This is a genomic window from Ponticaulis profundi (genome assembly GCF_042659465.1).
Lineage (GTDB): Bacteria > Pseudomonadota > Alphaproteobacteria > Caulobacterales > Hyphomonadaceae > Ponticaulis > Ponticaulis profundi.
This window is the reverse complement of sequence record NZ_JBHSSW010000004.1, coordinates 336,658-361,897: the sequence shown is the minus strand read 5'-3', so window position 1 is coordinate 361,897 and position 25,240 is coordinate 336,658. Positions and strand designations below refer to the sequence as shown.

The following is a 25,240-nucleotide window of genomic DNA, read 5'->3' as shown; positions in this document are numbered from 1 at the left end:
CTCAGCGTGAAATACGGTGGACATATTCAAGCGTATCACCTCGAGTCACGAAACCCAGAAGCGTCGCAGCCTGAGCAATATCTTCGGTTGGATTTTCAATGCGCGCAACAAAACTGCCAGTCGCATTCAGGCCCATCAAAAGCTCAATCGAGACGATTTCCCCTGCCTCGCCCACGCCATTCATGCGCAGGGCAATCCGGCCATCCTCGCAGCTGACCGGTCCGGAAAGTTCCGGACCTTTCCAGTCATATTGTGTTTCCAGGCGGGTCAGAATATCAGTCCACACATCACCGTCAGCCGAAACGCAAGTCTCATTGCGAAGCTTCAGCTCATCCAGATCGAGCGTGAACCGACCATCCAGCTCACGCACTTCCTGGCGGATGCTCATCAGATCGCGTGTTCGCCCGCTCATGCGCAGATCTTTCAGAGAGACGTCACCGCCAAGCGAGGCCGAAACCGATCCAGCCGCGACAATTTCCGCATCGGTCAATTGAAAGTCAGCCGACCAGCGTCCCATCAGCAGTGCAGAGGGATGCGTCTCAAGCGCCAGATCCCCAACCGGCTGAATACCATATTCCAGATCATCTACGCGTCCCTGCCAGATGGTGCCGCTCGTTCCAAGATAACGCAGCGCCGGAACCGACTGGCCGGCCCGCTCCATCACGAAGGACAGCGGGGCTGTCGCGACCAGGGTCACAAGCGTCAGAACGACGAGAACACCAAGATAAACCGGCCACTTCATGAAGCCGCCGCCTTTCGGAACGCAACACTTCCGCGAAGGACAGCGCCGCTATCGGCTTCGCGCAGGTCAGCAGAGGTCACGAACAGCCCCTGATTAGCTTCAAGGTTCAACATCCATCCCATAACCGTTCGCGCATCGACCCGGTCAAACCAGACCGTCAACGCGCCATTGCCCGGCTGCAGACGCACAATCTCGAGCCCCGACGCAGATGCCGTGCGACTGAGCAGAAGCTCTAGGCTTTCCGAACTCGTCGAGGCGGCAGAAGCCTCGGTCGAAGCACCGCCATGCAATTGCAGGACGGCCAGCGCTTCCAGTGTTTCATGTGTTTCTTCAGCCTGGCGGGCATAGGCGCGCTTGGCCGAAGCGTTTGCCTCGGACAGAGGCAGATAGATCAGCTGATACAGCACGAATATCAGAGCAAGACCGCCCGCAATGAACAGCATGGCGCGCTCGCGCGTGCTCAAATTCATCCACCAGGATTTCATAGGCTGCCTCCGATCACGGCCTGTCCGATCAGGAAGCCTTCTTCCTGACGCGCGCCGCCGAGCTGCATGGAAAGCCCCATCTGATCGAATGCCTGCTTGAGCGCGTCACGATCCTGATAGGATGTAAATTTGAGACTGGCCGACAAACGCCCCGTCTCGCCGCTGTAATTGAAGGAGACGAGTTCAACCCCTTCGACCTGTTCAAGGCCTTTGTAGAACGCCGACAGAAGGCCGCCAAAATTGGCAGAACTGCTTGTCCCGCCTCCAAGCGTTCGGAGCTTCGCCTGGGAGAGCCGGTGCGGGTCTACCGCGCGGGCTTCATCCGGATAGACCGAAACATACGCCGCACGAGCTTTTTCATAGAGCGCATCAGCTTCCTGATTCAGCTGGAAGGTCGAGACACCCAGAAAGGCGAGCCAGGCCAGGATTACGCTTGCGGCAAGCACAGCACTCTTCTGCCAGACACCCAGATCGAAGCGAAGCTTTGATTTGCGCGCAAATGGCGTCTGCCGCAGATCGAGTCCCACGACAAATGACAGACGCTCTGAAATCAGGTCGACATAATGGCTTTCACCAGCCGCTTCGAAGTTCACACCAGACACTGAAGCTTCAGATGAAAGCATCGCGCCATCACCTTGAATGAAAGGAATTTTGTCTGCCGAATAATCCTGCAGCAAAGCGGGCAAAAGCTCATGCACATGCGCCGGATCCAGCGAAAGCAGGCCATCGCCCTGCGCCAGCAGAAACTGACCATCACCGTCATAGATGAAGGCATCATCCGTATCTGAAAACAGGCTGGTGTCAGGAATGATGAACACACGGTCAGCCAATGCCGGACTGACCGCCGAAACTGCCTCCAGCCAGCCTGCCATGCGCTTTTTCGAAACAATCGCAACTTTGCGGCGGCGCGGATGATCCGGATTGCGCGGACCAAGCGCCACATGAAGCTGGCCGATTGGCTCAGCCAGTTCATCCTCGAGCTGGAAGAGCGCTGTTTCGCGGATTTCCTTTTCCGTGCGCGCGACAGTGTCAATCTCACTGAGAAAAACGTCCCGACCGGAAACGATCAGCAGCACACGGCTGGAGGTGTCATCCAATGCAGCCTCATCGGGCTCCAAAGCGTCCAGCAAGCCATTCGAGCTTTTCAGATACCAGGAAAAGCCCGCATCCGGCGTCGTGTCGTCAAAAGCAATCAGCGTGTTCATTCATCCACTCCGAGGCGACGACGCAACAGTCGGATGGCTCCGCTCTGCCCGCGTTCGAATATCGCCTCATAGCTCGACACAGTGTCGAGATAAACCACCTCACCGCGCAATCGAAACAGATGTGCTTCGACACTGAGCAGGCTATCCAGTCTTTGTTCAGGATCGACCACCGCAAACATGGGCTGGGCGAAGAACTCTTCGGTATCGGCGAATGACCGCCCCTGTTGTGCTTCCAGCTGGCCGTAAATGCTATCGATGCTGACAACGCCCGCAAAAACCGGCGCCAGCAACGGCGCCTGATCGGGGGTCAGCATGTTGATATTGAACTGACCAACCTGATCATTCGGCAGCGTACAGATCAGAGGGCGAATGCGGCGAAAGACCTCCGGCGAATAGCCTCGAATGGCCAGCACTTCCTGCGGCGAAGCCAGATAAGTGTTTCCCGCCGCATAGGGCTTTTCCTGACTTGCATAAAAGGAGGTTTCAGCACCGAAGGAGCGCGGCGCGTTATCCGCGTCGATCCAGTCCTGTGTCGCAGCCAGCATTTCCCGCGCCTGCGTCGGATCAATCTGAAGCGCCTCGAGCATCGCCAGATAGAATGCGCCGGCGTCCACGACATCGGGGTTACTGAGCGCCTCTTCCGACTGAACCAGACTGTTGAGATTGAAGCAGTTGGAGGCATCCGAAATGACCGCGCGGATCTCACCGCCCTCCACCGGGACGACCAGCGGCTCATCCAGGCCGGGCGTGCGACGGTCCAGCTTGCCTTCGGTCAGTTGGAGCGCCTGTTGAAGCTTCACCTTGGCGAAATCTTCGACACCCACAGCCAGCCACAGCGCCTGGCTGCGCGAAGACGACAGGCCCGAAAGCCGATACGCATGTGTGACGGTTTGCACAATCGCCAGCGAGAGCACCGAAAGCGTTGCGACCAGCAGCAAGACAATCAACAGCGCTGCACCGCGTTCTGATCGGGCGTCTGGTCTGAAAACACGCCGGAGAAGGCTCATGACAGAAGCCCCCCGGCTGGCGTGATGAATAGCCACTCAAAGTTTCGGCCATTTTCCAGACCAAGCTCGAGCCTGACGGCGATCGGCGCCCCGATCGGTTGGCCGGGGCCAGACTGCCATTGCGGCACCCAGAAATCGCCCTGACGAAATTCGACGCGGTAGGAGGTGACGCCTTCCAGAAGCACCTGATCCAGCGTTTCGCTTCCCTGCACGGCATCCGGTGTCAGCTCGACCTTGCGCAGAAGCTTGCCCTCTTCCACGACATAGCGAACATTGATGAGCCCGCTGCGCGGCTGCTCGAAATTCGGGTTGAGCCAGCCATCGCGAACAAAAGCGAACAGCAGGCCACGCTCGGCAATCGTGCCGCCCATGAAAATGGATACCGGATCGAGCCCATTTCGTCCCTGAAACTCGCGCGGCACCCATTGGGCGAGATCATCGCGGATAAGCGCGTGCGTCTGACTGATATCGGATACCCGGCGGGTGACATCTGCCATCGCTTCGCGGCTATCTGCCGACCGCATCAGGATCGTCGCCCCGGACGTGGAAATGATCGTGATGACGAACAACGCCACCAATACTTCCATCAGAGAGAACCCCTGATCAGCGCGAGACGGACTATTCATTGCGGAACCCGTTCAGCACGATGAGAGTCTGTTTCTGGCCGTCCTGCTTCACATCTACCGTGATGCGCTTGAGCCCTTCTTCGCCTGTTTCATAGACCCGGCGCTCCCACTCAAAATCGAAGCCGCCCATCTGGGCTTTTCCGACCGTATCACTGGTTGTGAGGATCTTCTGAAGGCGGCTTTCGACGAGCACATTTTCAGCAACCATGGTCGCAAAAGCCCGCGCCTCCAGATCAATGGCAGAGCGCACATTCTGCGTGATCAGCGTCAGCGCTGACACGGCAGACAATGAGAAAACCGCAAGCGCGACCATCGCTTCAAACAGCGAAAAGCCAGCCTCATTGCGCGTGGTTTCAGCGGCGGGAACGGATGACATCCAACCCTCCATCTCGCTGCACGGTAAACCGGACCAGCCCGCCTTTATGGCGCATTTCAATGACAGCGGTCTCGGCAATACCGCTCGGATCAAACCAGATGTCCGGCCGCAATGGTTCTGGTTCATCATCGAGGCTGAATGCGACGCTGCGCGGCTCAATGATATCCGTTCGCTCGAGTTCGACAGCTTCCGGCAGCTGAACCGTCAAAAGGCGCGTACTCGCAGGCGGGGCCTGCCATTCGCCATTGCGAAAGATGAGAGGACTGAGCGTGTGATCCTCAAGGGCCACACCGTACGCAGAGCCGCTCATCATCGCTGCCTCACGCGCCATGCGGACCTGATCCTCAAACAGGCTCTGGGCTTCGTGCAGCGGTGTCGGACTACGCGGAATGGAGAGAATGACAAAACTGCTGGTCAGGCCAACAATGAACAGGGCCACCATGATTTCGACCAGGCTCAGCCCGGCGTCAGATGCAAGTGGCCCTGAACGCATTACTCTTCCCAGTTCCCCACATCTGCATTGAGTTCTTCGCCGCCCGGACGGCCGTCTGCGCCAAGCGAATAGATGTCAACGCGGGCATGTTCGCCCGGATACTGGTATTGGTATTCATTGCCCCACGGGTCTTTCGGCAGCGCAGATCGGGTGAGATAGCCACCTTGTCGATACCGTTCGGCCCGTTCGGAATTTGTTGGCGGCTCGATCAGAGCTTCAAGCCCCTGCTCTGTCGATGGATAGTCCAGCATATCCAGCCGGTATTGTTCCAGCGCAGCTTCGAAGGCACGGATATCTGTCTTCGCTTTGGACACCATTGCCGTATCGCGCGCCGGTAGCACATTGATCAGCACGACCGTCGCCAGCAGGCCCATGATGAAGACTGCGACCATGATCTCGGTCAGGCTGAAGCCTTCCTCACCGGTTTGCCTGTCATCTTGTCTGCGTTTTCTGAAAAGACGTTTCAGCACGATAAACTCCGTTCTCTATCCAATCACCAGCGCGTTCAGGCGCAGGATCGGCAACATGATCGAAAGGACCACAAGGGCGACAATGCCGCCCAGAAATAAAATGATCAGCGGCTCAAGGAGCCCCAGCACAACAGCCGTCGCCGATTCAAACTCGTCTTCCAGATATTGCGCACTCCGCAGCAACATATCCGGCAATTGGCCGCTGGCCTCACCGCTGGCAGCGAGCTGAACCATAAGGGGCGGAAACACGCCTTGCGCTTTCATGGCGCGGCTCATGCCACCGCCTTCTCTCACCCGTATGATGATCTGACTGACGGCATCCTGAAAAACCAGATTTCCGAGACTGCCACGCGCCGCCGCCAGACTTTCCAGCACGGGCGCGCCATTACCAAGCAGCGTCGAGAGCGTACGGGCAAAGCGCGCGCTGTTCATCTGCACCAGCATGTTTCCGATCACCGGCAGCTTCAGCAAAACACCATCGACCGTCCGCTTTACAGGCTTGCGCTTCAGGAGGAAGCTCGCGCCCCAGATGGCTGCAAACAGCGCGATCAACATGAAGAGCCCATAATTCTGCAAGGCATGGGAAATGTTAATCATGACGCGTGTCAGCGTTGGCAGATCCTGTTCCATCGAAGCGAACTGCTCGACAACCTTTGGCACAACAAATGTCATCAGGCCGATGATCACGGCAATCGCAGTAAAGGCGAGCACACACGGATAAATCAGCGCTGCTGTGATGGTCTGGCGAACCTTGCGAGAGCGTTCCAGATATTCGGCCAGACGTTCCAGTACCGCACCAAGCTGGCCGGACGCCTCACCCGCCGCCACAATGGAACGATATAACCCGCTGAAAACTTTCGGATGCTCGGCAAGTGCCTCTGAAAGCTTGAAACCCTCGGTTACGGATGCGCGCACTGCCAGCAGAACTTTTCTGAGCCCTGGCTTTTCAGCCTGCGACGCTGCAGCCTGCAGCGCTTCCTCCACAGGTGTGCCTGAGCGGATCATCATCGCCCATTGGCGGGTGACCAGAAGGAGATCGGATTGTGAGACCGGTGAAGGCTGAAACCGCGCCGTGAACTGGCTGGCTTTTTTCTCTTTGGCCTCACCTATCCTGACGGGCGTGAGCTGACGAACTCTCAGTTCACGACGCGCCGCACGTGCAGAATCGGCTGCGATCAGCCCTTTCTCACGCTTCCCATCGCTCCCGAGAGCCACATACTCAAAGGTTGGCATTTCCGTCTCCATCACGGCGACAGACGCGCAGCACTTCCTCAGCTGTGGTCACGCCATTCAGAACATGGCGGACGCCATTTGCAAACAGATCCTCTGCAGTCTGGAAGGCATAGTCTTCCATCTGGTGTTCAGAGGCTTCCTCATGGATCATGCGGCGCAAGTTCTGATCGACCACGAAGAGTTCAAACACGCCAGCCCGTCCGTCAAAGCCGGTATTGCTGCAAGCCATGCAACCCTTCGCCTTGTAGAAGGTCAGTCCGTCTGCGCTGTCCAGGCCCAGCTCCTTCGCTTCATAGTCGGCTGGCTGATATGGCTCCTTGCAGGATTTGCAGAGACGTCGCACGAGACGCTGCGCCAGCACCGCGCGCAAGGTCGAACTCAGAAGGAAAGGCTCAATGCCCATATCCCGAAGACGGGTCACCGCAGCCACGGCAGAGTTTGTGTGCACGGTCGACAACACAAGGTGACCTGTCAGACTGGCCTGTACGGCAATCTCAGCTGTCTCCACATCGCGGATCTCGCCGACCATCACAACGTCCGGGTCCTGACGCAGAATGGCGCGAAGGCCCGCAGCGAAGGTCAGTCCAACCTTGGTGTTCACCTGTGTCTGCCCAACCCCATCAAGGCCATACTCAATCGGGTCTTCAACCGTCAGAATATTGCGTGTCTGGTCGTTCAGGAGCGTCAAACCGGAATAGAGCGTCGTTGTCTTACCCGAGCCCGTTGGGCCGGTGACCAGCACAATGCCGTTTGGCTGACGCAGAACCTGCTTGAAACGGTCCAATGCGGCCTGATCCATGCCAAGATCAATCAGATCAAGTCGCGCCTGTTCCTTGTCCAGAAGACGCAGAACGACCCGCTCTCCATAGCGGGACGGCAAGGTCGACACGCGAACATCGATTGCGCGCCCGCCAAGGGCGAGTGAAATCCGACCATCCTGCGGCACGCGCTTTTCAGCAATGTCGAGCCGCGCCATCACCTTGATCCGTGACACCAGAAGCGGCGCGAGACGCCGCGACGGGCTGAGGACATCCATCAGCACGCCATCAATCCTGTAGCGGATGGAAAGCTTGTCCTCATAAGGTTCAATGTGAATGTCGGACGCGCGCCGTTTCACGGCCTCGAAGATCAGGCCGTTGATCAGTTTGATCACGGGCGCATCATCTTCGGCGTCCAGAAGATCGGCTGTCTGCGGAATGCCTTCGACCAGGCTTGCCAGATCTTCGCGATCACCCAGACCGGACTCGTCATAGTCGGCATCAATCCCGCGAGAGGCATAGACGTTGGACAGGGCTGCGTCGAACTCACCACGCGTCATGGGCTGCAAGGCAAAGCTGTGCCCGATGGCGCGTCGTGCCTCGATCACAGCGCGCGGGCGCGCCCCTTCGCGAATACCAAGGCGCAGCACCTCGCCTTCCGAGGCCGGAGCCAGAAGGATGACGCCGTTTTCCTTGGCATAACCATAAGAGATGACGGGATCAGTTTCCGTCGACATTCGACCTGTCTTTCACTCTACTCGTACCCGGATCAGCTGTCTGGCGGCGCAGCGCCAAACACATCCGAGATGTATTGATCCATCGCGGATGGGTCGCCCTCATTCCGGATCAGTTCCTGCGCCTGAAGATAACGATATTTCTGGACCGTTGTCAGTTTGGCGTCCGCTGTGTCGCGCACAATGGTCGGACGGATAAAGACCATCAGATTGGTCTTTGTCACATTGTCACCGCGCGATTTGAAAAGATTACCGACGGCTGGAAGGTCTCCCAGAAGCGGTACCTTGCTTTCACTTAAGGACCGCGTCTGCTCGACCAGGCCGCCAAGCACGATGATCTCGCCATCATCGGCGAGAACCGTCGTTTCAATGGAGCGCTTATTGGTGATGATCTCACCAGAAGAAGCGCTACCGGCAATGTTGGACGCTTCCTGCTTGAGCTGAAGCTTTACCACGTCGCCCTCACCGATTTGCGGGGTCACATCGAGCTGCACGCCCACATCCTTGCGCTCAATCGTCACGAAGGCGTTGGTCAGATCGCTTCCAACCGCAGATCCTGTGGTCACAGGCACTTCTTGCCCGACAATGATGGAGGCCGTTTCGTTATCGACAACCATCGCCATCGGCGTCGAAAGAATGTTCGAGGTCACGTCACTCTTCACGGCGTTCAGGATCACCCCGAACAGCGTATCGCCGCTGACACCGCCACCACCGATCGAGATACCTTCCAGTCCGAGAAGAGACGAAATGGCCGACGATTGCAGGTCAGATGCCACATCATCGCTCAGTTCACCTGCACCAGCGAGTGCGCCGGTCAGCGCAAGCATGTTGGGCGCAGAACGCGAATAATTCGTCGTCGCAAAGGGAATGGAACCGTCTGTACCGGAAACAACGAATTGCAGGCCAAGCTCATCAACGGCGTCATCGGACATTTCCACAACAAGCGCTTCAACCATGACCTGCGGACGACGCACATCCAGAGCGGCAACCACACGCTCCATGGCTTCCAGCATTTCGTAATCTGCACTGATCACGATGGAATTGGTAGGTTCATGCGCGGAAATGGTCGGCGCATCCGATCCACCCGCCTCAAGATTTGCCTGTTCCGACAAGGCTCCGCCAAGGCGCTCCAGCACCGGGACGATATCAACCGCCTTGGCATTATTGAGCGAGATCACCCGGATATTGTCGCGTGCGCGCTCTGATGAATCGAGCTGGGTGGCAACCTGGACCGCTCGTAGAACGCTGGTTTCCTCGCCGCGCACAACAACCGTGTTCGTTGTATCGGATGCCACCGCGCGAAAGTTCATGGAGAACTCACTGTCGAGATCATTCAGCAGGGCTTCCATCTCAGAAGCTGGCACGTTTTTGAGGGAGATGGTTTTGACCACCGTCTGATCTTCATCAAGGCGACGCACAATTTCCCGGACGCGCGCCATGTTGGAGGCATAATCCACAACAACCACGGTGTTGCTGTTCTTGTTCGCGACGACCTGCCCGGCCGGATTAATCACCGGTTTGATCATGGTCGCAGCGTCCACGGCGCTGAAATAGTTCAGCTTCAGGATCTGCGTCACAAAGGCATCATCGCCGCGACTGATCATGACTTCTGCATCACTTGCCGCCGTTTGTTCCGGCACGATGCGATACGTCCGGTCTCCGGCAGGCACTGCAACGAACTGGTGAACGCGGAGCGTCGCGAGGAACACATCAAACACTTCACGCGTGGTGAGTGGCGCCTGAGAGGTTACCGTGACCCGTCCACGCACCTGAGGATGCACGATGAAGGTGTAACCGGTAATGATCGACACATCTTCGATCAGGTCTGCGATCTCGACCTCTTTGAGGTTGATCCGGTGAACCTGCTCGTTCGGGGTGTCCATCTGCGCCATAGCGCCTGGCACGCCTGAAAGCCCCAGCACCGCCATGGCGGCGAGAAGTGTCTGGGTCAGCCCGAGACCCGTCCGATGTTTACTCATTGCTTTCCCCGGCAAGTCGTCCAATCTCAATGGTACGCGACATGGCCCGACCATCTCGCGTGAAATCTAGTTCCAGCTGCGTTTCGTCGCGCAGCCTTGGATAAAGGTCTGAAACGGAATCTTCGTTCAGGTCATACCCATTCAAACGGTCCAGACGGTCTCCCGCAACCAGGCTGAGCGTTTCCAGAAGCGCTGGATCAGAATTGCTCTGAATGATCAGACCAATCTGGCCGGCATCATCAACTTCGCGTCGTAGCCGGATACCGTTGTAGAAAACATCCATGCTCTCGACGCGCACATCCGTCAGGTCGACAGTCTGAGAGGTCGGTGCGTCATCTACTTCGCTCTGCGCCCCTGTTTCAGGTCTGGCTGATGCGTCCTGGCGTCCTTCCAGATCAATGTCGAGCACACGGGTTTCATAAGCATACAGCACCTCGCGCTGTCCCGATCGAGACAGGATCACCCGGTCCTCCAGAATGCGTTCCAGCGTGACGCCATTCACGACCCGATCACCCACAGAGAAGCGTTTCACACTGTTATCCGGCAATTGCAGACGAACCGAACTGCTTTCAGGGTCGGTCGATGCGATCAGTGAACGAATCTGCAGATTAAGGGAGGTTTCCGGCGCGCTTTCCTCAATCGCGTCCTCACTCTGAACGAGCTGGCGATCAAAAGGATTGAACCGGCTAAAAATGCCTGGGTCTGCCTGCAGGGTTTCCACACGCGGCGCGGCGGTTTGTTCCGTCATGCGCCCGGTCATATCCACGAACGCTGCAGGTGACAGAAGCACCCAGATGATCCTCGCAATTGCGAGCGCCAGCAATGCCAGACAGATCAGATCGAAGGCCAGTCCGAAACCGGTGCCAATGCGTCCCTTACGCTCCAGAAGAGCGCTTCCAAGACCTGACATTGCTGATTTCGAAACCCGCACGCGTGTTACTTTCATTGAACTCGGCCGAACCAGCTTAAAGGCTGCTTCGGCCGATGTCTTGTGTAGAGCTTTTAATCCTTACCCCCGCAGGGGCGCTGATTAAAACTCTTTCTTCAGCCCGAAGGAAATGGATGGTCCCAGATCATAGGTATCAACCGGAACCGTGACGCCACCACCCTGCTGATAGGCTTCATATCCATCGCCGAAGAGGTTCTCAGCGTTGAACGAGAATTCAAAGCTCGTACCGGCAATTTCGAATGGACGATTATAGACCAGGTCGAAAGTGATCGGCGGCTCTTCAACAATCGCAGGCAGACCGTCAGAGAGGGATTCCCCTGAGCGGATGCGCTCACTTGCATAGTTGAACAGAAGGTTCAGCTCTGAACCGCTATTGGAGTCGCTCAGACCAATCTGCAGGTTCACCAGGTGCTCAGATTGCCCCTGAAGGCGACGACCATCGCTCACGCGACCGGCGGCATTCACTTCAGAGATCACTGGAGCGGTTGGCGTACCACCATTCACGAAGGTTGTGCCATTGGCGTCGATCTCTGAGTCTGACCAGGTGTAGTTGGCTTTGACGGTCAGATCACGGTCGCTGAAGAAGCCCCAGTCCGTCCAGTTATAGACCGGCACGATTTGCTCATACTCAATCTCGGCGCCGTACAGTTTGGCAGACGGCACGTTCAGGAAGCTCGTATTCGTCACGTTACCGATATTGACCAGAACTTCCTCAATCGGATTGGTCATATCCTTGTAGAAGGCACCCACGGTGAGGAACTGACCACGGTCGAAATAGTATTCGGCGCGCAGGTCATAGTTCTTGATCTCAGCATTCTGAAGGAATGGGTTACCAACGAATGACACATCCGTTTCCGTGTTCACGAACTGCGTTGGAGCAAGTTCACGGAACTGTGGACGGGTCAGCGTTTCCGAATAACCGAAGCGCAGCTGGAAATCCTGGAATGGCGTAAAGGTGAGCGTCGCGGCTGGCAGGAAGTCTTCCTTGTTGTCGCAGCTCTGATCCGCCTGACGTTCGATACAGGCTTCAACGAAATTGTTCTCGCTTGGACCATCAATCGTCACCGTATCAACAGCCTGAAGCGCAGATTCAAAACGGCCACCAAGGGCTGCCCGCATGAATGGCGTGATCTGCGTATCGACCTGGAAGTATGCCGCATCGACTTCAAGTGTCGCGATATAGGCTTCCGGGAACTGAATGCCGCCGGTTTCCTGGATGACGCCCGGGCCACCATTAAACAGTGCGCTGTAGATATAATCGAGGCGGATGCCGTCTGTGTTTGCCAGACCACCAACACCTGTCACGTCGAAAATGCGGACATTGGCATAGCGGTCATTCTCGACATACGCATAACCGCCTTTCAGATTGATCTCGCTGAAATAGTCACCGCTGAACGCCAGCGGAAGCTCGAAATCAATGCCGAAATCCGTCGTGTCATCATCGACGCGGCTGTACTGAATACGGTTTGCTGCCGGAGAGCTCGACAGAACAAAGCTTCCGTCATTTGCTTCACGATACCGGTTTGACAGCTGGAACGGCGCATCACGCAGCGCTTCGGAATAAGATCCGCGCCAGTTGACTTTCAGGTCCATCAGTTCCGGGAAATTATGCTCACCAGCAATCTGTGTCGTCCACAGCTGGCGCTCAAACCACTCAAGCGAGTCATCACGGAAAACACCGGCGTCTTCTTCGGTTTCACCGATGACCGTACGGGCTTCTTTTTCGCTTGAACGTGTGCCGAGCGCTGTGAATTTCAGCTCGTGATTATCATAGAGGTTCAGGCCGATCACGGCGAGCGCGTTGGTGCCGACCGTGTTTTGTGTCGAATAGCGTTCGCGTTGTTCTTCCGCTTCGATTTCCGGAGAGTTGGCAGACGGACGAACCGCCTGTCCGCGAATACCCTGACGTGTTGACCAGTCATTCGAATAGCCGATGGAGCCCAGCACACCAAGCTCGATGTCCGGCGTGATGTCATAGCTGTTGCCGCCTGTCAGACCGCCGGACCAGTTCAGGCCCACATCACCGCTCTGCATGACCAGCAGAGAGGAATTGTCCGTCAGAGCGCGACCGAATTCATAATTCTCATTCGAGATATCGAAGTTTGGCAGCTCACGCGCGCCGTCGTCATAACCAAAGATATCGGTGTCAGAACCATCATAGAGCAAGCCGGACTGGAGGCTTGTTTCGGTATCACCGCCAACGCTGACAGACACTTCAAGGAAGCGGTCGTCAGGAATACCCTTGGTACGGATATCAACCAGACCACCACCGAATTCACCCGGGAGGTTCGGAGAATATGTCTTCTGTACGAGAATACCGTCCAGTGCAGAGGTCGGGAAAAGGTCGAGTGGTGCCACACGACGCAGCGGCGCCGGGCTTGGCAGTGGCGAACCGTTCAGGGTCGCACTTGAGTAACGTTCGTTCAGGCCGCGCACATAGACGAATTTGTCGTCTGCGGTTGCGACACCCGCGACGCGGCGCAGAGCAGCCGCCGCATCAGAGTCGCCCTGAAGGTCAAAGTCGCCGGCGTCCAGCAAGCTCGAAACCTCTGAGGTTGAGCGCTTTTCGTCGGGAATAAAGCGGTAGCGAACCTGGACAGTCTCCATTGTGCGCTGATCTTCAGACTCGCCCGCAGGCTCATCTTGTACAGGTGGCTGCTCGGGAACCTGACCTTCCTGGGCGAAACCCGGCGAGAAACAAAGAAGCGACGCGCTCGTCAGAAGCAGGATGCGGACAGGCGTTGAACGGGTGAGCATTTTAACCCCCAGAAAATGGATCGGTGGAGCGGGCTCCACATGAAGTGACTTATGAGTCGGAACGGGGCCGGACATGCCGGCCCCTATCCTTTGCGTTCATCTTATTCGACGGATGTGACGTCGCCGTTCTCGTCGACGGTCCAACCTGCAAACCAGGTGTCATCTTCGTTCTCGACAGCGCCGATGAAATCGACCGCTTCGAGTTCGCCGATGCCGGTGACGTCGAAGGCTGAAACAGCGCTTTCGCTATCGCCAGGAACCACGCCCGGACGGCCCGCACGGAATGTGAAGCCTGACAGGGTCTGGTCGCCTTCGACAATGTTGTCTTCAGCAACTGGCGTCAGTACTGGCTCGCCGCTGTCCTGACGGATGTTGTTCGCGTTATCGAGGAAGAGCGAAGCAACGGTCAGATCACCATTGTCCAGATTGTCGAATGTCTGCTGGTCATCGATGTCGATACCATCGTCGAAGCCGACGATAATGCCGTTCACGATTGTACCGCCCATGCCACGGCGAAGCACCGCACCGGCATCCACAGCTGCGTCACCAGAGTTGATCAGCGTGAAGTTGGACAGGTTAGGCATAGACATTGGCGTCAGGTCGTTTGGACGCTGGTTGTCGCCTTCGATACCACGTGGGTCGTCAGACATGTCGCCTTCGCCCGGATAGACGATTGAGTACTGCAGAGAACCCTGCCAGCCGTCTGTCCAGTCGAGCGAGTCATCACCGCAACCAAGCGCAACGAGGTGATCAGCAGAAACCGTACCGCCGAACCATTCGAAGCAGTCATCCAGGTTGTTGTAGACCTGAACATAGCTGACTTCCGTGCCAGAACCGACGCCCTGGAAGGCGATGCCGTTCAGCTCGTCTTCGTTGGTCAGACGCACACCGGCATATTCAACGCGGGTGTAGAAGATCTGACCGGAGTCGTCGTCAGCTGTCGCGCCGCCGAAGAAGCCAGAAGCGCCTTCACCGGATTTCTGACATTCGATCGTACCGCCTTCAGCGCCGTCTTCTGCACAGTCATTGATAGGAGCACGGCCGTTCAGGACCAGACCGCCCCAAATGCCTTTTGTGGTTTCGTCCGCTGCAACAGAACCGTCCAGAACACCTTTTGCCGTGAAGACGACTGGTGCACTTGCCGTACCGTTCGAGAGGATGCGCGAACCACGGGTGATGACGAGATAGTCGTCATTGCCTTCGGAAACGACCGTGACACCAGCATCAATCGTCAGTGTCGCAGAAGCAGAACCAGCGAGTGGAGCAGCTGGGTCCGGACCGCGGTCCACACCGATGAAGACCGGATTGACGAGTTCGTAAACGATGTCGTCGCCATTGCTGAGCGTGATGTTGCTCGTGATCGCGTTTTCACCATCAATCTGGCAAAGCAGTTTTTCGGTGTTTGTTGCAGCGACCGTGATCGTGCCAGCGTCTTCTGTGCCGGTTGGGCAAACAGCTTCCTGCTCTTCGAACAGCGTGCCAGGCAGAGCGAAGCTCGCCCAGTTGCTTTCAGCCGTTTCATCCGGACCGAACGCACCGATGTAATCGACCGTGTCGAAGAAATCACCTTCCGGCTGTGTCGCTGGAACGTTGAGTTCGTTCTGACCTGGGAAGAAACGATCAACGAGCGAGTTGTTGCCCGTTTCAACATTCGTCGTGTCAGCCGGATCAAGCGGATCATCGTCCTGGGTGAAGTTCACTGGGTTATCCAGGAAGAATGACGCGATGGTCAGCTCACCATTGTCGATGTTGGTGAAGGTCTGAGCGTCATCAATGTCGATACCAGATTCGAAATCGACGATAATGCCGTTCAGGAAGTTACCCTTCGTGCCGCGACGCAGAAGCATACCTTGCTGGTTGCCTGCCGTGCCACGTAGCGTGAAGTTTGAAAGCGTTGGAGACGAGAATGGCTCCAGATCGTTTGGACGCTGGTTGTCAGCTTCGATACCGCGTGGGTCATCAGAAGATGGAACCGTAGAGCGAACCGCTGCGAACTGCAGATTACCCTGCCAGCCGTCTGTCCAGTCAATCGAGTCATCGCCAGCACCGGTAACAACCGCGTACTTCACGTTGACCGTACCACCGAACCACTCAATGCCGTCGTCGAGGTTGTTGTGAACCTGAACATACTCGACCAGCGTGCCGTTACCGACGCCCTGGAAAGCGATGCCGTTGAGTTCGTCTTCGTTTGTCAGGCGCGAACCTGCATACTCAACGATCAGGTATTCAATCGAACCTGAGCTGTCTGCCGGATTGTCACCGCCGAAGAAGCCGGAAGCGCCCTCACCAGACTTTTCGCATTCGGCTGTGCCGCCCGCGATACCGTCTTCAGAACAGTCATTGATTGGCGCAAAGCCGTTGATGACCAGACCGCCCCACTGAGCGTTCGTTCCGAACTCAATGATGGAAGAACCCGTTTCCTCGTCATTGATGGCCGCGCGCGCTGTCATGCGAACCGGAGCACTTTCCGTGCCGTTCACAACCAGCTGAGAACCGCGCGTCACAACCAGATAGTCGTCCGTCGCTGTCGCTGTACCGCCAGCAGATGCGCCATAGACGCGAACGCCTTCGTTCAGAGTCAGGGTTGCAGACGTACCCCCATCCTGGCCGATGAAGACCGGACCTTCGATCGCGATCGTTGTACCGGCTGGGATCTCGACGTCTGTCGTGATTTCACCTGTCAGCGAACAGACATCAATGCTTGAGAAGCCATCAGCCGCCACAGAGTCAAAACGTGTCTCGGACGAACCGGTCGGACAGCCTGCAGTTGGCACAAGATTGATGGTCGCAGACGGTGTAGGTGTCGGCGTTGGCGTAGGTGTCGGTGTTGGTGATGGCACCGGCGCTGGAGCGCCAGGAGAACTGATGTCGGTGTCAGAACACCCGACCAGTGCGATAGCGGCCGCACTCGCAAGCGCGAGCGAGCGCAGGGTTCCTGCGATCTTCATACGTTGAGCCCCCTCAAATGAGCTGTTGGCGTTTTTCTTCAGTCCTGTGGCGCTCGGATGGATTATTATTTTTCCGTAACTACCCATGACTGCATCCAGCTACTCGCACAGCACTGTTACGCTTTTTTGACATTTGCCAGAAAGCTGGCGCCCGCCATCATTTGTGGGGTTTGGGACACACTATCCAAAGTGATAGGAATTCATCACGCACTCAAAAGAGCGTTATATGATTTTCCCTGCAAAAACAGGCCATGCGAAGTAGACGATCCAGAAACCGAGGCACAAAGCAGGTCCAAACGGCACAAGGTCCGCGCCTGGTTTTTGGTCAGTATCCAACATCATTTTCCACTTGTAGATTAGCAAAAGCAGAATCCCTGCCGCACTCGAAAGCATCAAAACCGGCGCAAGTGCGAACGGGCCAAGCCACGCTCCGGACGCGGCAACCAGTTTTGCATCGCCCATACCGATTCCCTCTCGATGACGCACCGAAACATAAAATCGATTGAGGACCCAGATCAGACCATATCCGATGCCTGCACCGAACAGATGCAGACATAAGGTGCCAAGACCATACCAGGCGCTGATGCCGAGCCCGGCCAATATCAGCGCATATGTGATCAGGTTTGGCAGTCGGTAGCGTCGTAGGTCATACCAGATCAGGGCGACCAGTCCGATGAAAAGCGGCAGCGATAGCAGAACGTGCGGCGCGTCATATTCTGCAGACCAGATAAACCAGCTGACAAGTGCGATCGACAACAGAAGCAGACTCCAAACGACGGTCTGGATCACCGCTTCGCGATCTGTCCGCGCAAAAGGCTGAAATGAGTCTTCCTGTTCCATGGATTGCCGCGCTAGTCTCCGTCAAAACACTGAATATGAAAGCGGGAGGAAGGTCTATGGATTTGCAGGAAATGATTGGCGGGGAATGTCATCCAAGCTTTGCCAATGTGGCAGATGCTTTTGCGGAAAACTTCGAGCTTCGCAAAGAGGTTGGCGCCAGCGTTTGTGCGTTTCACAAAGGCGAGAAAGTTGTCGACCTGTGGGGCGGCCACACAGATGAGACGAAAGAGACGTCGTGGAATGAAGACACGATGTCGGTTGTGTTTTCCTGCACGAAAGCCGCAACAGCCCTTTGTGCCCATTTGCTGGTCGAGCGCGGCCAGCTGAATCTCAATGCGAAGGTCGGCGACTACTGGCCGGAATATGCCTGCAATGGCAAGGAAGACACCACGGTTCTGATGATGCTGAATCACAGCGCCGGAGCTGCAGCCTTCAAAGACCCGATCAAACCGGGCGGATTTGCTGACTGGGACTATATCATCGGCGAGCTGGAGCGCATGGAGCCATGGTGGAAGCCAGGCATTCGCAACGGCTATCACATGATTTCGTTTGGATGGACCGTCGGCGAATTGGTTCGGCGGGTTTCTGGCAAATCTCTCGGCACCTTCTTCCGCGAAGAATTCGCCGAACCGCTCGGCACTGACTTCTGGATCGGCTTACCAGAAACACTGGAGTCTCGTCTTGCTCCCATGATCGCATTCATTCCGGGACCGAATGATCCGCTGACGCCTTTCACACAAGCTGTCGTGACAGATCCGGAGTCTTTGCAGCACAAAGCAATGATGAACATGGGAGCCCCGGATTTTAACGCACGCGAAACGCATGCAGCCGAACTCGGTGGAGGCGGCGGCATCTCCAATGCACGCGGCATGGCGAAGCTGTTTTCATGTCTGTCGCCCTCTTCCGATATGCAGATGTTCTCGTCAGATCGCATCGCTGCGATGGGCCAGGTTTCGGCTGCAACGCGTGAGGACGCGACCCTGCTCATTCCAAGTCGTTTCGGTCAGGGTTTTATGGCGAGCATGGACAATCGCGCCCTTCCGGGAGGCCACGAAGCCTCAGTCATCATGGGACGAAACGCCTTCGGACACGTCGGAATGGGCGGTAGTGTCGTCTTCTTCGATCCGGACTGTGATCTGGTCTTCGCCTACTCCATGAACCGCATGGGTGCCGGTATTCTGCTCAATGCCCGCGGTCAGTCTCTCATCGACGCGGCGTATGAGTCTCTTGGTTACCAGAGCAACGCATCGGGCGCATGGATGCCTTAGCTAAAACGCCTGCAAACAGGCTCTTAAACGCCGTTAATTGCATGCGTTTTCTATTAAATTTGAAGGATCACCTGCACCAAATCTTTTTCCGATTTCGCTAGCTTGCTGGCGAAGTTGGAGAGAGTGAGGGCATGAGCGAAGTTGCGCACGACCTGAAACACGCTGAGTCGGAGCGGGAGATACCTCGTCGCCGGGAATTCAGCGTGCATGCAACGCCGCGTCCCGGCCTCGAAGACGCACGACCGCTGAAGAAACGCCGCGTGACGGACCTGAACACGGTCCGCAATATTGCGCGCGCCATAGATATGGCCGGAATGATCCTGATCGGACTGATTGCCCTGTCCGGACTGGCTGGTGGTGTCTTCGGCGTCGAGCTTGGCACAGCCCTTCCCTATCTGATCATGCCGCCTTTCCTTGCCTGGGGGCTCTGGTCTTCCGGCTCCTATCGCTTTCCTTTCTCAGAGAAGATTATCGACCATCAGGCCCGGGTTTCCATCGGTGCTTCAGTGTCGCTCGCGGTTTTGCTCCTGTTCGGGGTCGTGACCGGGCTTGGCGGTGAAAGCTATTATTTTGCAGGCACAGCCGCCGCCGTCTTCGTCTTTCTGCTCGCCGCGCATGCCCATCATGTTGCCCTGACAAAACATCTGACCCGTCGCGGTCTGATGAGCGAAAACGTTGTCATCGTGGGAGCCACGCCAAATGCTGAGCGTCTGATTGCACAGAACGCGTCTGACCGCGAACTCAACATCGTCGCCATTTTTGACGACCGGCTCGGTCGCGCGCCCAATGAGATCAGCGGCGTTCCAGTTGTTGGTACACTCGATGACCTTCTGGCGTGGAGCAAGCTGCCCAAGATCGACCGCATCATCGTCACGGTGACGTCCAATGCGCAATCGCGCGTCCGATTGCTGATCGACCGTCTGCGCTATCTGCCGAACCGTGTTGTGCTATTGCTGGATCTCGACGAATTCAATCCACAGGGTGCCAGCCTTGCGCAGGTCGCCCACACACCCGCCGCCTATGTATCAGGCGCGCCGGAAGATGCACGCCGGGCAACCGTAAAGCGGATTTCGGATATCGTTTTTGCGTCGCTCATGCTTCTGGCGTTCGCGCCGCTGATGGCGCTGATCGCTCTGGCCATCAAGCTGGACAGCAAGGGCCCTGCACTCTTCAAGCAAAAGCGACACGGGTTTAACAACGAGACCATTCGTGTCTGGAAATTCCGGTCCATGCGGCCGGATCAGAAAGCCGAAGACGGCATCATCACGCAGGTGACTTCGGACGATGATCGCGTGACCAAAGTCGGCCGCTTCCTGCGCCGCACCAGCCTCGACGAACTGCCACAGCTCATCAACGTGTTGATGGGAGAGATGTCGCTGGTGGGACCGCGCCCTCACGCTGTCGGCATGACGACAGAGGCAACCGAAGTGCATAAACTTGTCAGTGACTATGCGCACCGCCACCGCGTGAAACCCGGCCTCACGGGCTGGGCGCAGATCAACGGATCACGCGGACCAGTGCACACCGCAGAAGAAGTTCGCGAACGTGTCCGCCTGGATATGGAATATGTGAACCGATCCTCGTTCTGGTTTGACCTCTATATCATGATCATGACGGCGCCATGCCTTCTGGGAGATTCCAGCAATGATCGCTGAACGTCTGACCGCAGGGGCTCCTTCACACGTAGCAGAACCTGAAGCGCTGCCCGGCGAGCGCGTGGTCTGCAATGAAAACTGGCAGCAGATAGCAGCTCCATCGCTCAGCGTTCTGGTGCCGAACTATCGGGACCGTCCGGCAAAACTTCTGGAGGCATTATCTGACTGCATTGCAGCCGATCAAATCGAAGTCGTCATCTATGACGATGGCAGTGACATGCAGGACCTCACCGAAGAAACCGTTGTTGCCGTCCAGCAATTTCGCGGCGCAGCCTGCCTGATCTCGGCGTCAGAAAATCGTGGACGCGCGTTCGGCCGCAACCGGCTTGAACATGTCGCACGCTCGGACTGGATGGTCTTTCTCGACGCGGACATGGTGCCGGACGATGCCTCATTTCTGCAGCGTTATATTGAGCATATTCAGTCGGACGCGCGACCTGCTCTGGTCGTCGGTGGCTTTTCATTGCAGCAGGCAAAAGAGACGCACGCCAATGAGCTGCATTGGGCGCAGTGCGAAGTGTCCGAATGCCTGCCGGCCAGCGAGCGAGCGCAAAATCCGGGGCGCTTTGTGTTCACCAGCAATGTGCTGGTTCACAAACAGATCATGTCGGACGTGCCATTCGATACAGCTTTTTCTGGCTGGGGTTGGGAGGATGTTGATTGGGGCCTGCGTGCCGCCGAGCGATTTCCCGTCCATCATATCGACAATACGGCGACACACCTCGGGCTCGACACACCTGACGTGCTTCTGAAAAAGTATGGACAGTCTGGCCGCAATTTCTGGCTCGCAGCCCATCGCCATCCTGACGCTCTGAAAGATACGTCTCTTTATCGTCTGGCCGGCTTTCTCGCGCCTTTTCCGGGAAAAAGCCTGCTCGCTGCCCTTGCCAGCATGACCGCCCGATTACCCGGATGGAGCATGCCGAAATCCATTCGACTTTTCGCCCTGAAACTTTACCGAGCAACTGTCTATGCGGAGGCTGCTCATGAACAAAGCTGAAGCCATGCCCTACACGCCTGATCGTGGTGTCCTTTCAAAGGTTACGCGTCGTCTGACGCAATGGCGGCATGCTGCGCCCGTGACGATCGCGCCCGAGCGCCCCATCCTGACTTTGTCATTTGATGATTGCCCGAAATCAGCGGTGAATGTCGGTGCACCGATCATGGAAGAGCTGGGTGTGCGCGGCAGCTATTATGTAGCAACCGGCCTGTTGGATCAGGACACGCATATGGGTCGCATGGCCAATCGCGATGATGTCCGCGCCCTGCTCGAATCCGGGCATGAAATCGGCGCACACACACACTCTCACCTGGATTGCCGCAAGGCAGAAGATGAAGTGCTGCTGGATGAGGTGTCCAAGAACCTGCTCGAGCTCGACACCATCACACAGGGCCACCCGATCGAGAGCTTCGCCTTCCCTTATGGTGAGACTTCATTTCGCGCCAAACTCAAACTATCGCGTCGCTTTACGAATCTGCGCGGTGTTCTCAGCGGCATCAATTCGGGCAATTGTGATCGCGCGCAGCTTCGCGCAATCGAACTGGAAGGCGACCCGGCCTCAGCCGAGCAGGCGCTCTTCGCGATCCGCAATCTGGCAGAGCATCCGGGCTGGTTGATCCTCTTCTCCCATGACGTGTCCGACACACCGAGCTCCTATGGTGTCACACCGTCTGCGTTACGCAGCATCATCGAGACGGCGAAGGATCTGGGTGTTGAGATTCTGACTGCTGGCCAAACGGCCAAAAAGCTGGGGTTTGTTGTATGAGCCAGCACGCCCCCCGCGTCTCGGTTGTCATACCGACCATCAAACGCCCTGACGGGCTGACACGCGCCATCGATAGCATTCTGTTGCAGGAAGGTGTGCCGGAAGACGATGCGGAGATCGTTGTCGTCGATAATGATCCTGAAGGCTCAGCTGAGCAGGTCGTCCATCGCTTCAACAATTCGCGCTTCGCGCTTCGTTATGTACATGAGCCTTCGCCGGGCGTTGCGAACGCACGCAATGCTGCGATCAGCGCCATTAACAGCCGACTGATTGCGTTTCTGGACGATGACGAGTCCGCACCGCCAACCTGGCTCGCCACCCTGCTGAACGCGCATGAACAGTATAATGCGGCCGTCACCTTTGGACCGGTCATCACGGCCCTGCCCGCGGACAATCTGGAACACGCAGAATATCTGAAAGCCTTTTTCGCACGCAAAGGGCCTGAAGCGTCCGGCGTGATTGACGACTTTTATGGCTGCGGCAATTCCCTGTTCGACATGGAGCAGATGCCAGAGGGACGCCCCCTCTTTGACACACGCGCCAATGAGACCGGCGGGGAAGATGATTTCCTCTTCCACAAGCTGGATGATCTCGGCAAACGTTTTGCCTGGGCTGCAGATGCGAGCGTGTTTGAACATGTCCCAGCCAGCCGCGCGACCCTTCGCTACACGCTGAGACGCTCATTTGCTTACGGACAATCACCCTCCACCCTGTGTGTGTCAGGTGATCGCTTCAGTCTGCCGGGCCTCCTGTTCTGGATGGCCGTCGGTCTGGGTCAAAGCTTCGTCTATGGCTTTGTGGCGCTCGCCATGATGCTCGTCCGCGCAAAGCGCCGCGCCTTCTGGTACGACAAGACCATGCAAGGCATCGGTAAAGTGTTGTGGTTTGGTCCGTTCGAATTCAAATTCTACGGATTACACGCGACCTGACGAGCCCTGCCGTCCCCGCAAATTCTGAGACGGTTTCAACAGAGGCTCCGCATAGCCCACAGGGGCTTTCCTGCGCGCTTTTGTGCGGTCGCGCGCATCGAGCGCCAGTTTTCCGGCAATCGCGGAATACATCACCCAGGTGATGCTGTTCTGCTGCAGGATCACGCTCTCTGAAATGCTGAAAAGCGCGAAGATGATGAAAAAGCCGAACGCATAAACGGAGGTGATCCGGGTATGCATGGTGAGGAGTGATCGGACGATGTTCAGCAGGAAGTCGATCAGGAAGAACGCAGCTCCCACACGGCCCATCGCCAGCATGATCTCAATCAGGCCATTGTGCGCTGTCGGCACTTCCCACTCTGTTTCCAGACGCACCATATGAGCGGGCGGGCTATCCTTCGCCCAGAATGTTCCATAACCAAAGCCGAGATTTGGCCGGTCTTCCATAATACGAAAGAGGACTTCCCAGATATCCGTGCGCCCTGTGAGCGTGAGGTCACGCCCGAGAATAGCAACCACGGTTTCCGGTGACACCAGCACAACCAGCACCACGGCCATGACGCTGGATATGCCGAGCCAGAGCGCGCTCACCGCAATCAGCTTCCCCCGGCGCATCCAGAGATAGGCTCCGATCACACCGATCCCTAGTAAGAGACCTAACAGCGACGTCTTCGACGTGGACAGCAGAACCAGCGCAAGTGAAATCAGAAAGCAGAAACCCCACAGCTTGCGACGATCGACATCGACGACAATCAGAAACGCGTAGAGAAACGCCGCACGCGCCAGATGTCCGCCCATGGCGTTCTTTTCAAACCACAGCCCCCGCCAGGCACCGACATGTATTTCGTGCATGATGCCAAAGCCCGGCATCAGCGCGCCGGCGAGGAAATTGCCGATCGCCAGGATCAGCCAGGTGACGCCCAGACAGCGCAGCAATTCTTTCCAGGATAACGTCGCAGCCAGATAAAAACCGAAGGCTGTTGTACAGATCGCTGCAAATCCGCGGCGCAGTGATGTCCCCGGGTCGAGCGACCACATCATAGACGCCATGGAGAGCACGGCCAGGGCAACGAGGAAGGGTGAGCGCAGCACAATGGCTGTCATGTTTCGCCAGTTCAGAACGATCTGGCACATCACATAAGCGTAGATTGGCAACCAGATGAAGCGGAGGAAAGCGCCGCCCTCCGGATTTTCTTCTGTTGCAAACAAACGCCCGAGCAAAGCCTGCGAGAAAAGAAGCAGGCAGAAGACGATGATACCTTTTTCCGCATCACGCCAGAACGTCCTGGCGGGTGCTTGAGCGCCCGTGTCTCTATATCGCGAAGCGGTCTGCGAATCTGGCATCAGCCTTCACTCCCGTCGCGACGACCCCGAGGCAATGGCCACCATGGGCTTCGATTTCATCGCGCAGGGCATGAATTTCATCAACCGATGTTTTGTCCAGCTGCATGACCAGCACCACACCGTCCATATGCCGACAGACGGCCAGGCCCGCCCGGCTCTTTTCGATCGGCGGCGCATCAACAATGGCCCAGTCCGTGACATGTCGCAGCTGGCGCCAATAGTCCGGGGCAGGTGTCAGGTTGAGCTTTTGTCCGGGCCTGAGCCCCTTCGCGCGGAAAGACGTGACATATAATTGCGTGGTGCCGACCTGATGGGCCGCAAGCAGCTTTGGAGGACGCTGAACTTTTCCGTCCTGCGAACGCACTTGCGGGTGGACCTGATAGAATGGACGGACATTCAGCGATGCATCCAGAGCACGGCCAGGCTTTCCAAGTTTGGAAAAGGTGCGCCCCTCAAAACCGCGGTATTGCTGGTTATGCACGAGGTCGAGATCAATCAGCCAGGCTGATTTCTGTGAGCGCCCCGACATGATAATCGCAAGGGATGCCGCCACACTCGGCGTATCGACCTTCTCATCCGTGCCAATGAGCATCACCTGACGCCCGCCCTGATGACCGGGAATACGCTCCAGGGAACGGCTAAGGGGTTGCAGATCTCGACGTAGGTCTTTCATGAC

At 56.9% G+C, this 25,240-nt stretch carries 22 protein-coding genes; 5 read left to right on the top strand and 17 right to left on the bottom strand.

The genetic code is table 11. The annotated features are described in order from the left end of the window. Position 1: 1 nt before the first annotated feature. The 15 genes from gspN to ACFQDM_RS04960 all read right to left on the bottom strand — a co-directional run bounded on the left by gspN (position 2) and on the right by ACFQDM_RS04960 (position 17,602). Entirely contained in the window at positions 2-742 is a 741-nt protein-coding gene (gspN, locus tag ACFQDM_RS05030) for a type II secretion system protein N (RefSeq protein WP_377376294.1), read from the bottom strand. Next, complete coding sequence (gene gspM / locus ACFQDM_RS05025) at positions 739-1,227, bottom strand: type II secretion system protein GspM (protein WP_377376291.1); 489 nt, start codon at positions 1,225-1,227, stop codon at positions 739-741. The genes gspN and gspM overlap by 4 nt, the downstream gene beginning before the upstream one ends. Further along, positions 1,224-2,432, bottom strand: a complete 1,209-nt coding sequence (gene gspL / locus ACFQDM_RS05020) for a type II secretion system protein GspL (RefSeq protein ID WP_377376288.1) — start codon at positions 2,430-2,432, stop codon at positions 1,224-1,226. The genes gspM and gspL overlap by 4 nt, the downstream gene beginning before the upstream one ends. After that, on the bottom strand, positions 2,429-3,439 hold the full coding sequence (gene gspK / locus ACFQDM_RS05015) for a type II secretion system minor pseudopilin GspK (RefSeq protein ID WP_377376286.1): 1,011 nt from the start codon (positions 3,437-3,439) through the stop codon (positions 2,429-2,431). Before gspK ends, gspL begins: the two co-directional genes overlap by 4 nt. Further along, positions 3,436-4,065, bottom strand: a complete 630-nt coding sequence (gene gspJ / locus ACFQDM_RS05010; RefSeq protein WP_377376283.1) for a type II secretion system minor pseudopilin GspJ — start codon at positions 4,063-4,065, stop codon at positions 3,436-3,438. Before gspJ ends, gspK begins: the two co-directional genes overlap by 4 nt. Further along, on the bottom strand, positions 4,058-4,441 hold the full coding sequence (gene gspI / locus ACFQDM_RS05005; protein WP_377376280.1) for a type II secretion system minor pseudopilin GspI: 384 nt from the start codon (positions 4,439-4,441) through the stop codon (positions 4,058-4,060). The genes gspJ and gspI overlap by 8 nt, the downstream gene beginning before the upstream one ends. Continuing rightward, positions 4,419-4,934: a prepilin-type N-terminal cleavage/methylation domain-containing protein gene (locus ACFQDM_RS05000; protein WP_377376277.1), complete on the bottom strand. Its 516-nt coding sequence runs from the start codon at positions 4,932-4,934 to the stop codon at positions 4,419-4,421. Before ACFQDM_RS05000 ends, gspI begins: the two co-directional genes overlap by 23 nt. Continuing rightward, positions 4,934-5,407, bottom strand: a complete 474-nt coding sequence (gene gspG / locus ACFQDM_RS04995; RefSeq protein WP_377376352.1) for a type II secretion system major pseudopilin GspG — start codon at positions 5,405-5,407, stop codon at positions 4,934-4,936. The genes ACFQDM_RS05000 and gspG overlap by 1 nt, the downstream gene beginning before the upstream one ends. Positions 5,408-5,419: 12 nt before the next feature. Beyond that, positions 5,420-6,637, bottom strand: coding sequence for a type II secretion system inner membrane protein GspF (gene gspF / locus ACFQDM_RS04990; protein WP_377376274.1), 1,218 nt, complete (start codon positions 6,635-6,637; stop codon positions 5,420-5,422). After that, positions 6,624-8,132 (bottom strand): type II secretion system ATPase GspE, encoded by a 1,509-nt coding sequence (gspE, locus tag ACFQDM_RS04985; RefSeq protein ID WP_377376272.1) that lies wholly within the window; start codon positions 8,130-8,132, stop codon positions 6,624-6,626. Before gspE ends, gspF begins: the two co-directional genes overlap by 14 nt. A 32-nt stretch (positions 8,133-8,164) precedes the next feature. Continuing rightward, a complete protein-coding gene (gene gspD / locus ACFQDM_RS04980; protein ID WP_377376270.1) occupies positions 8,165-10,108 on the bottom strand; it encodes a type II secretion system secretin GspD in 1,944 nt (647 codons plus the stop codon). Then, positions 10,101-11,018, bottom strand: a complete 918-nt coding sequence (locus ACFQDM_RS04975; protein WP_377376267.1) for a type II secretion system protein N — start codon at positions 11,016-11,018, stop codon at positions 10,101-10,103. The genes gspD and ACFQDM_RS04975 overlap by 8 nt, the downstream gene beginning before the upstream one ends. 120 nt (positions 11,019-11,138) lie before the next feature. Beyond that, positions 11,139-13,814, bottom strand: a complete 2,676-nt coding sequence (locus tag ACFQDM_RS04970; protein ID WP_377376264.1) for a TonB-dependent receptor domain-containing protein — start codon at positions 13,812-13,814, stop codon at positions 11,139-11,141. Positions 13,815-13,915: 101 nt separating this feature from the next. Further along, positions 13,916-16,762, bottom strand: a complete 2,847-nt coding sequence (locus ACFQDM_RS04965; protein ID WP_377376261.1) for a hypothetical protein — start codon at positions 16,760-16,762, stop codon at positions 13,916-13,918. Positions 16,763-16,984: 222 nt separating this feature from the next. Continuing rightward, the gene (locus ACFQDM_RS04960) at positions 16,985-17,602 is read right to left on the bottom strand and encodes a prepilin peptidase (protein ID WP_377376259.1); all 618 of its coding nucleotides are present in this window, start codon (positions 17,600-17,602) and stop codon (positions 16,985-16,987) included. Between the two features lie 56 nt (positions 17,603-17,658). Here ACFQDM_RS04960 and ACFQDM_RS04955 point away from each other — a divergent pair, with 56 nt between their 5' ends. The 5 genes from ACFQDM_RS04955 to ACFQDM_RS04935 all read left to right on the top strand — a co-directional run bounded on the left by ACFQDM_RS04955 (position 17,659) and on the right by ACFQDM_RS04935 (position 23,220). Further along, on the top strand, positions 17,659-18,870 hold the full coding sequence (locus tag ACFQDM_RS04955; RefSeq protein ID WP_377376256.1) for a serine hydrolase domain-containing protein: 1,212 nt from the start codon (positions 17,659-17,661) through the stop codon (positions 18,868-18,870). Positions 18,871-19,001: 131 nt separating this feature from the next. Continuing rightward, complete coding sequence (locus ACFQDM_RS04950) at positions 19,002-20,525, top strand: exopolysaccharide biosynthesis polyprenyl glycosylphosphotransferase (protein ID WP_377376254.1); 1,524 nt, start codon at positions 19,002-19,004, stop codon at positions 20,523-20,525. Next, positions 20,515-21,525: a glycosyltransferase family 2 protein gene (locus ACFQDM_RS04945; protein WP_377376250.1), complete on the top strand. Its 1,011-nt coding sequence runs from the start codon at positions 20,515-20,517 to the stop codon at positions 21,523-21,525. The genes ACFQDM_RS04950 and ACFQDM_RS04945 overlap by 11 nt, the downstream gene beginning before the upstream one ends. Beyond that, positions 21,512-22,291, top strand: coding sequence for a polysaccharide deacetylase family protein (locus tag ACFQDM_RS04940; RefSeq protein WP_377376247.1), 780 nt, complete (start codon positions 21,512-21,514; stop codon positions 22,289-22,291). The genes ACFQDM_RS04945 and ACFQDM_RS04940 overlap by 14 nt, the downstream gene beginning before the upstream one ends. After that, on the top strand, positions 22,288-23,220 hold the full coding sequence (locus tag ACFQDM_RS04935; RefSeq protein ID WP_377376244.1) for a glycosyltransferase: 933 nt from the start codon (positions 22,288-22,290) through the stop codon (positions 23,218-23,220). The genes ACFQDM_RS04940 and ACFQDM_RS04935 overlap by 4 nt, the downstream gene beginning before the upstream one ends. Here ACFQDM_RS04935 and ACFQDM_RS04930 read toward each other — a convergent pair. Both ACFQDM_RS04930 and ACFQDM_RS04925 read right to left on the bottom strand, forming a co-directional pair. Continuing rightward, positions 23,206-24,564 carry an O-antigen ligase family protein gene (locus ACFQDM_RS04930; protein WP_377376242.1) on the bottom strand — a complete coding sequence of 453 codons (1,359 nt, stop codon included), beginning with the start codon at positions 24,562-24,564 and terminating at the stop codon, positions 23,206-23,208. The genes ACFQDM_RS04935 and ACFQDM_RS04930 overlap by 15 nt on opposite strands. Beyond that, positions 24,533-25,237, bottom strand: coding sequence for a hypothetical protein (locus ACFQDM_RS04925; protein WP_377376239.1), 705 nt, complete (start codon positions 25,235-25,237; stop codon positions 24,533-24,535). The genes ACFQDM_RS04930 and ACFQDM_RS04925 overlap by 32 nt, the downstream gene beginning before the upstream one ends. Between the last annotated feature and the right edge of the window lie 3 nt (positions 25,238-25,240).

Excerpts from the sequence above, each read along its gene's own strand:
- gspN (WP_377376294.1), bottom strand. The coding sequence starts at position 742 with ATGAAGTGGCCGGTTTATCTTGGTGTTCTCGTCGTTCTGACGCTTGTG.
- gspM (WP_377376291.1), bottom strand. The coding sequence starts at position 1,227 with ATGAAATCCTGGTGGATGAATTTGAGCACGCGCGAGCGCGCCATGCTG.
- gspL (WP_377376288.1), bottom strand. The coding sequence starts at position 2,432 with ATGAACACGCTGATTGCTTTTGACGACACGACGCCGGATGCGGGCTTT.
- gspK (WP_377376286.1), bottom strand. The coding sequence starts at position 3,439 with ATGAGCCTTCTCCGGCGTGTTTTCAGACCAGACGCCCGATCAGAACGC.
- gspJ (WP_377376283.1), bottom strand. The coding sequence starts at position 4,065 with ATGAATAGTCCGTCTCGCGCTGATCAGGGGTTCTCTCTGATGGAAGTA.
- gspI (WP_377376280.1), bottom strand. The coding sequence starts at position 4,441 with ATGTCATCCGTTCCCGCCGCTGAAACCACGCGCAATGAGGCTGGCTTT.
- ACFQDM_RS05000 (WP_377376277.1), bottom strand. The coding sequence starts at position 4,934 with ATGCGTTCAGGGCCACTTGCATCTGACGCCGGGCTGAGCCTGGTCGAA.
- gspF (WP_377376274.1), bottom strand. The coding sequence starts at position 6,637 with ATGCCAACCTTTGAGTATGTGGCTCTCGGGAGCGATGGGAAGCGTGAG.
- gspE (WP_377376272.1), bottom strand. The coding sequence starts at position 8,132 with ATGTCGACGGAAACTGATCCCGTCATCTCTTATGGTTATGCCAAGGAA.
- gspD (WP_377376270.1), bottom strand. The coding sequence starts at position 10,108 with ATGAGTAAACATCGGACGGGTCTCGGGCTGACCCAGACACTTCTCGCC.
- ACFQDM_RS04975 (WP_377376267.1), bottom strand. The coding sequence starts at position 11,018 with ATGTCAGGTCTTGGAAGCGCTCTTCTGGAGCGTAAGGGACGCATTGGC.
- ACFQDM_RS04970 (WP_377376264.1), bottom strand. The coding sequence starts at position 13,814 with ATGCTCACCCGTTCAACGCCTGTCCGCATCCTGCTTCTGACGAGCGCG.
- ACFQDM_RS04965 (WP_377376261.1), bottom strand. The coding sequence starts at position 16,762 with ATGAAGATCGCAGGAACCCTGCGCTCGCTCGCGCTTGCGAGTGCGGCC.
- ACFQDM_RS04960 (WP_377376259.1), bottom strand. The coding sequence starts at position 17,602 with ATGGAACAGGAAGACTCATTTCAGCCTTTTGCGCGGACAGATCGCGAA.
- ACFQDM_RS04955 (WP_377376256.1), top strand. The coding sequence starts at position 17,659 with ATGGATTTGCAGGAAATGATTGGCGGGGAATGTCATCCAAGCTTTGCC.
- ACFQDM_RS04950 (WP_377376254.1), top strand. The coding sequence starts at position 19,002 with ATGAGCGAAGTTGCGCACGACCTGAAACACGCTGAGTCGGAGCGGGAG.
- ACFQDM_RS04945 (WP_377376250.1), top strand. The coding sequence starts at position 20,515 with ATGATCGCTGAACGTCTGACCGCAGGGGCTCCTTCACACGTAGCAGAA.
- ACFQDM_RS04940 (WP_377376247.1), top strand. The coding sequence starts at position 21,512 with ATGAACAAAGCTGAAGCCATGCCCTACACGCCTGATCGTGGTGTCCTT.
- ACFQDM_RS04935 (WP_377376244.1), top strand. The coding sequence starts at position 22,288 with ATGAGCCAGCACGCCCCCCGCGTCTCGGTTGTCATACCGACCATCAAA.
- ACFQDM_RS04930 (WP_377376242.1), bottom strand. The coding sequence starts at position 24,564 with ATGCCAGATTCGCAGACCGCTTCGCGATATAGAGACACGGGCGCTCAA.
- ACFQDM_RS04925 (WP_377376239.1), bottom strand. The coding sequence starts at position 25,237 with ATGAAAGACCTACGTCGAGATCTGCAACCCCTTAGCCGTTCCCTGGAG.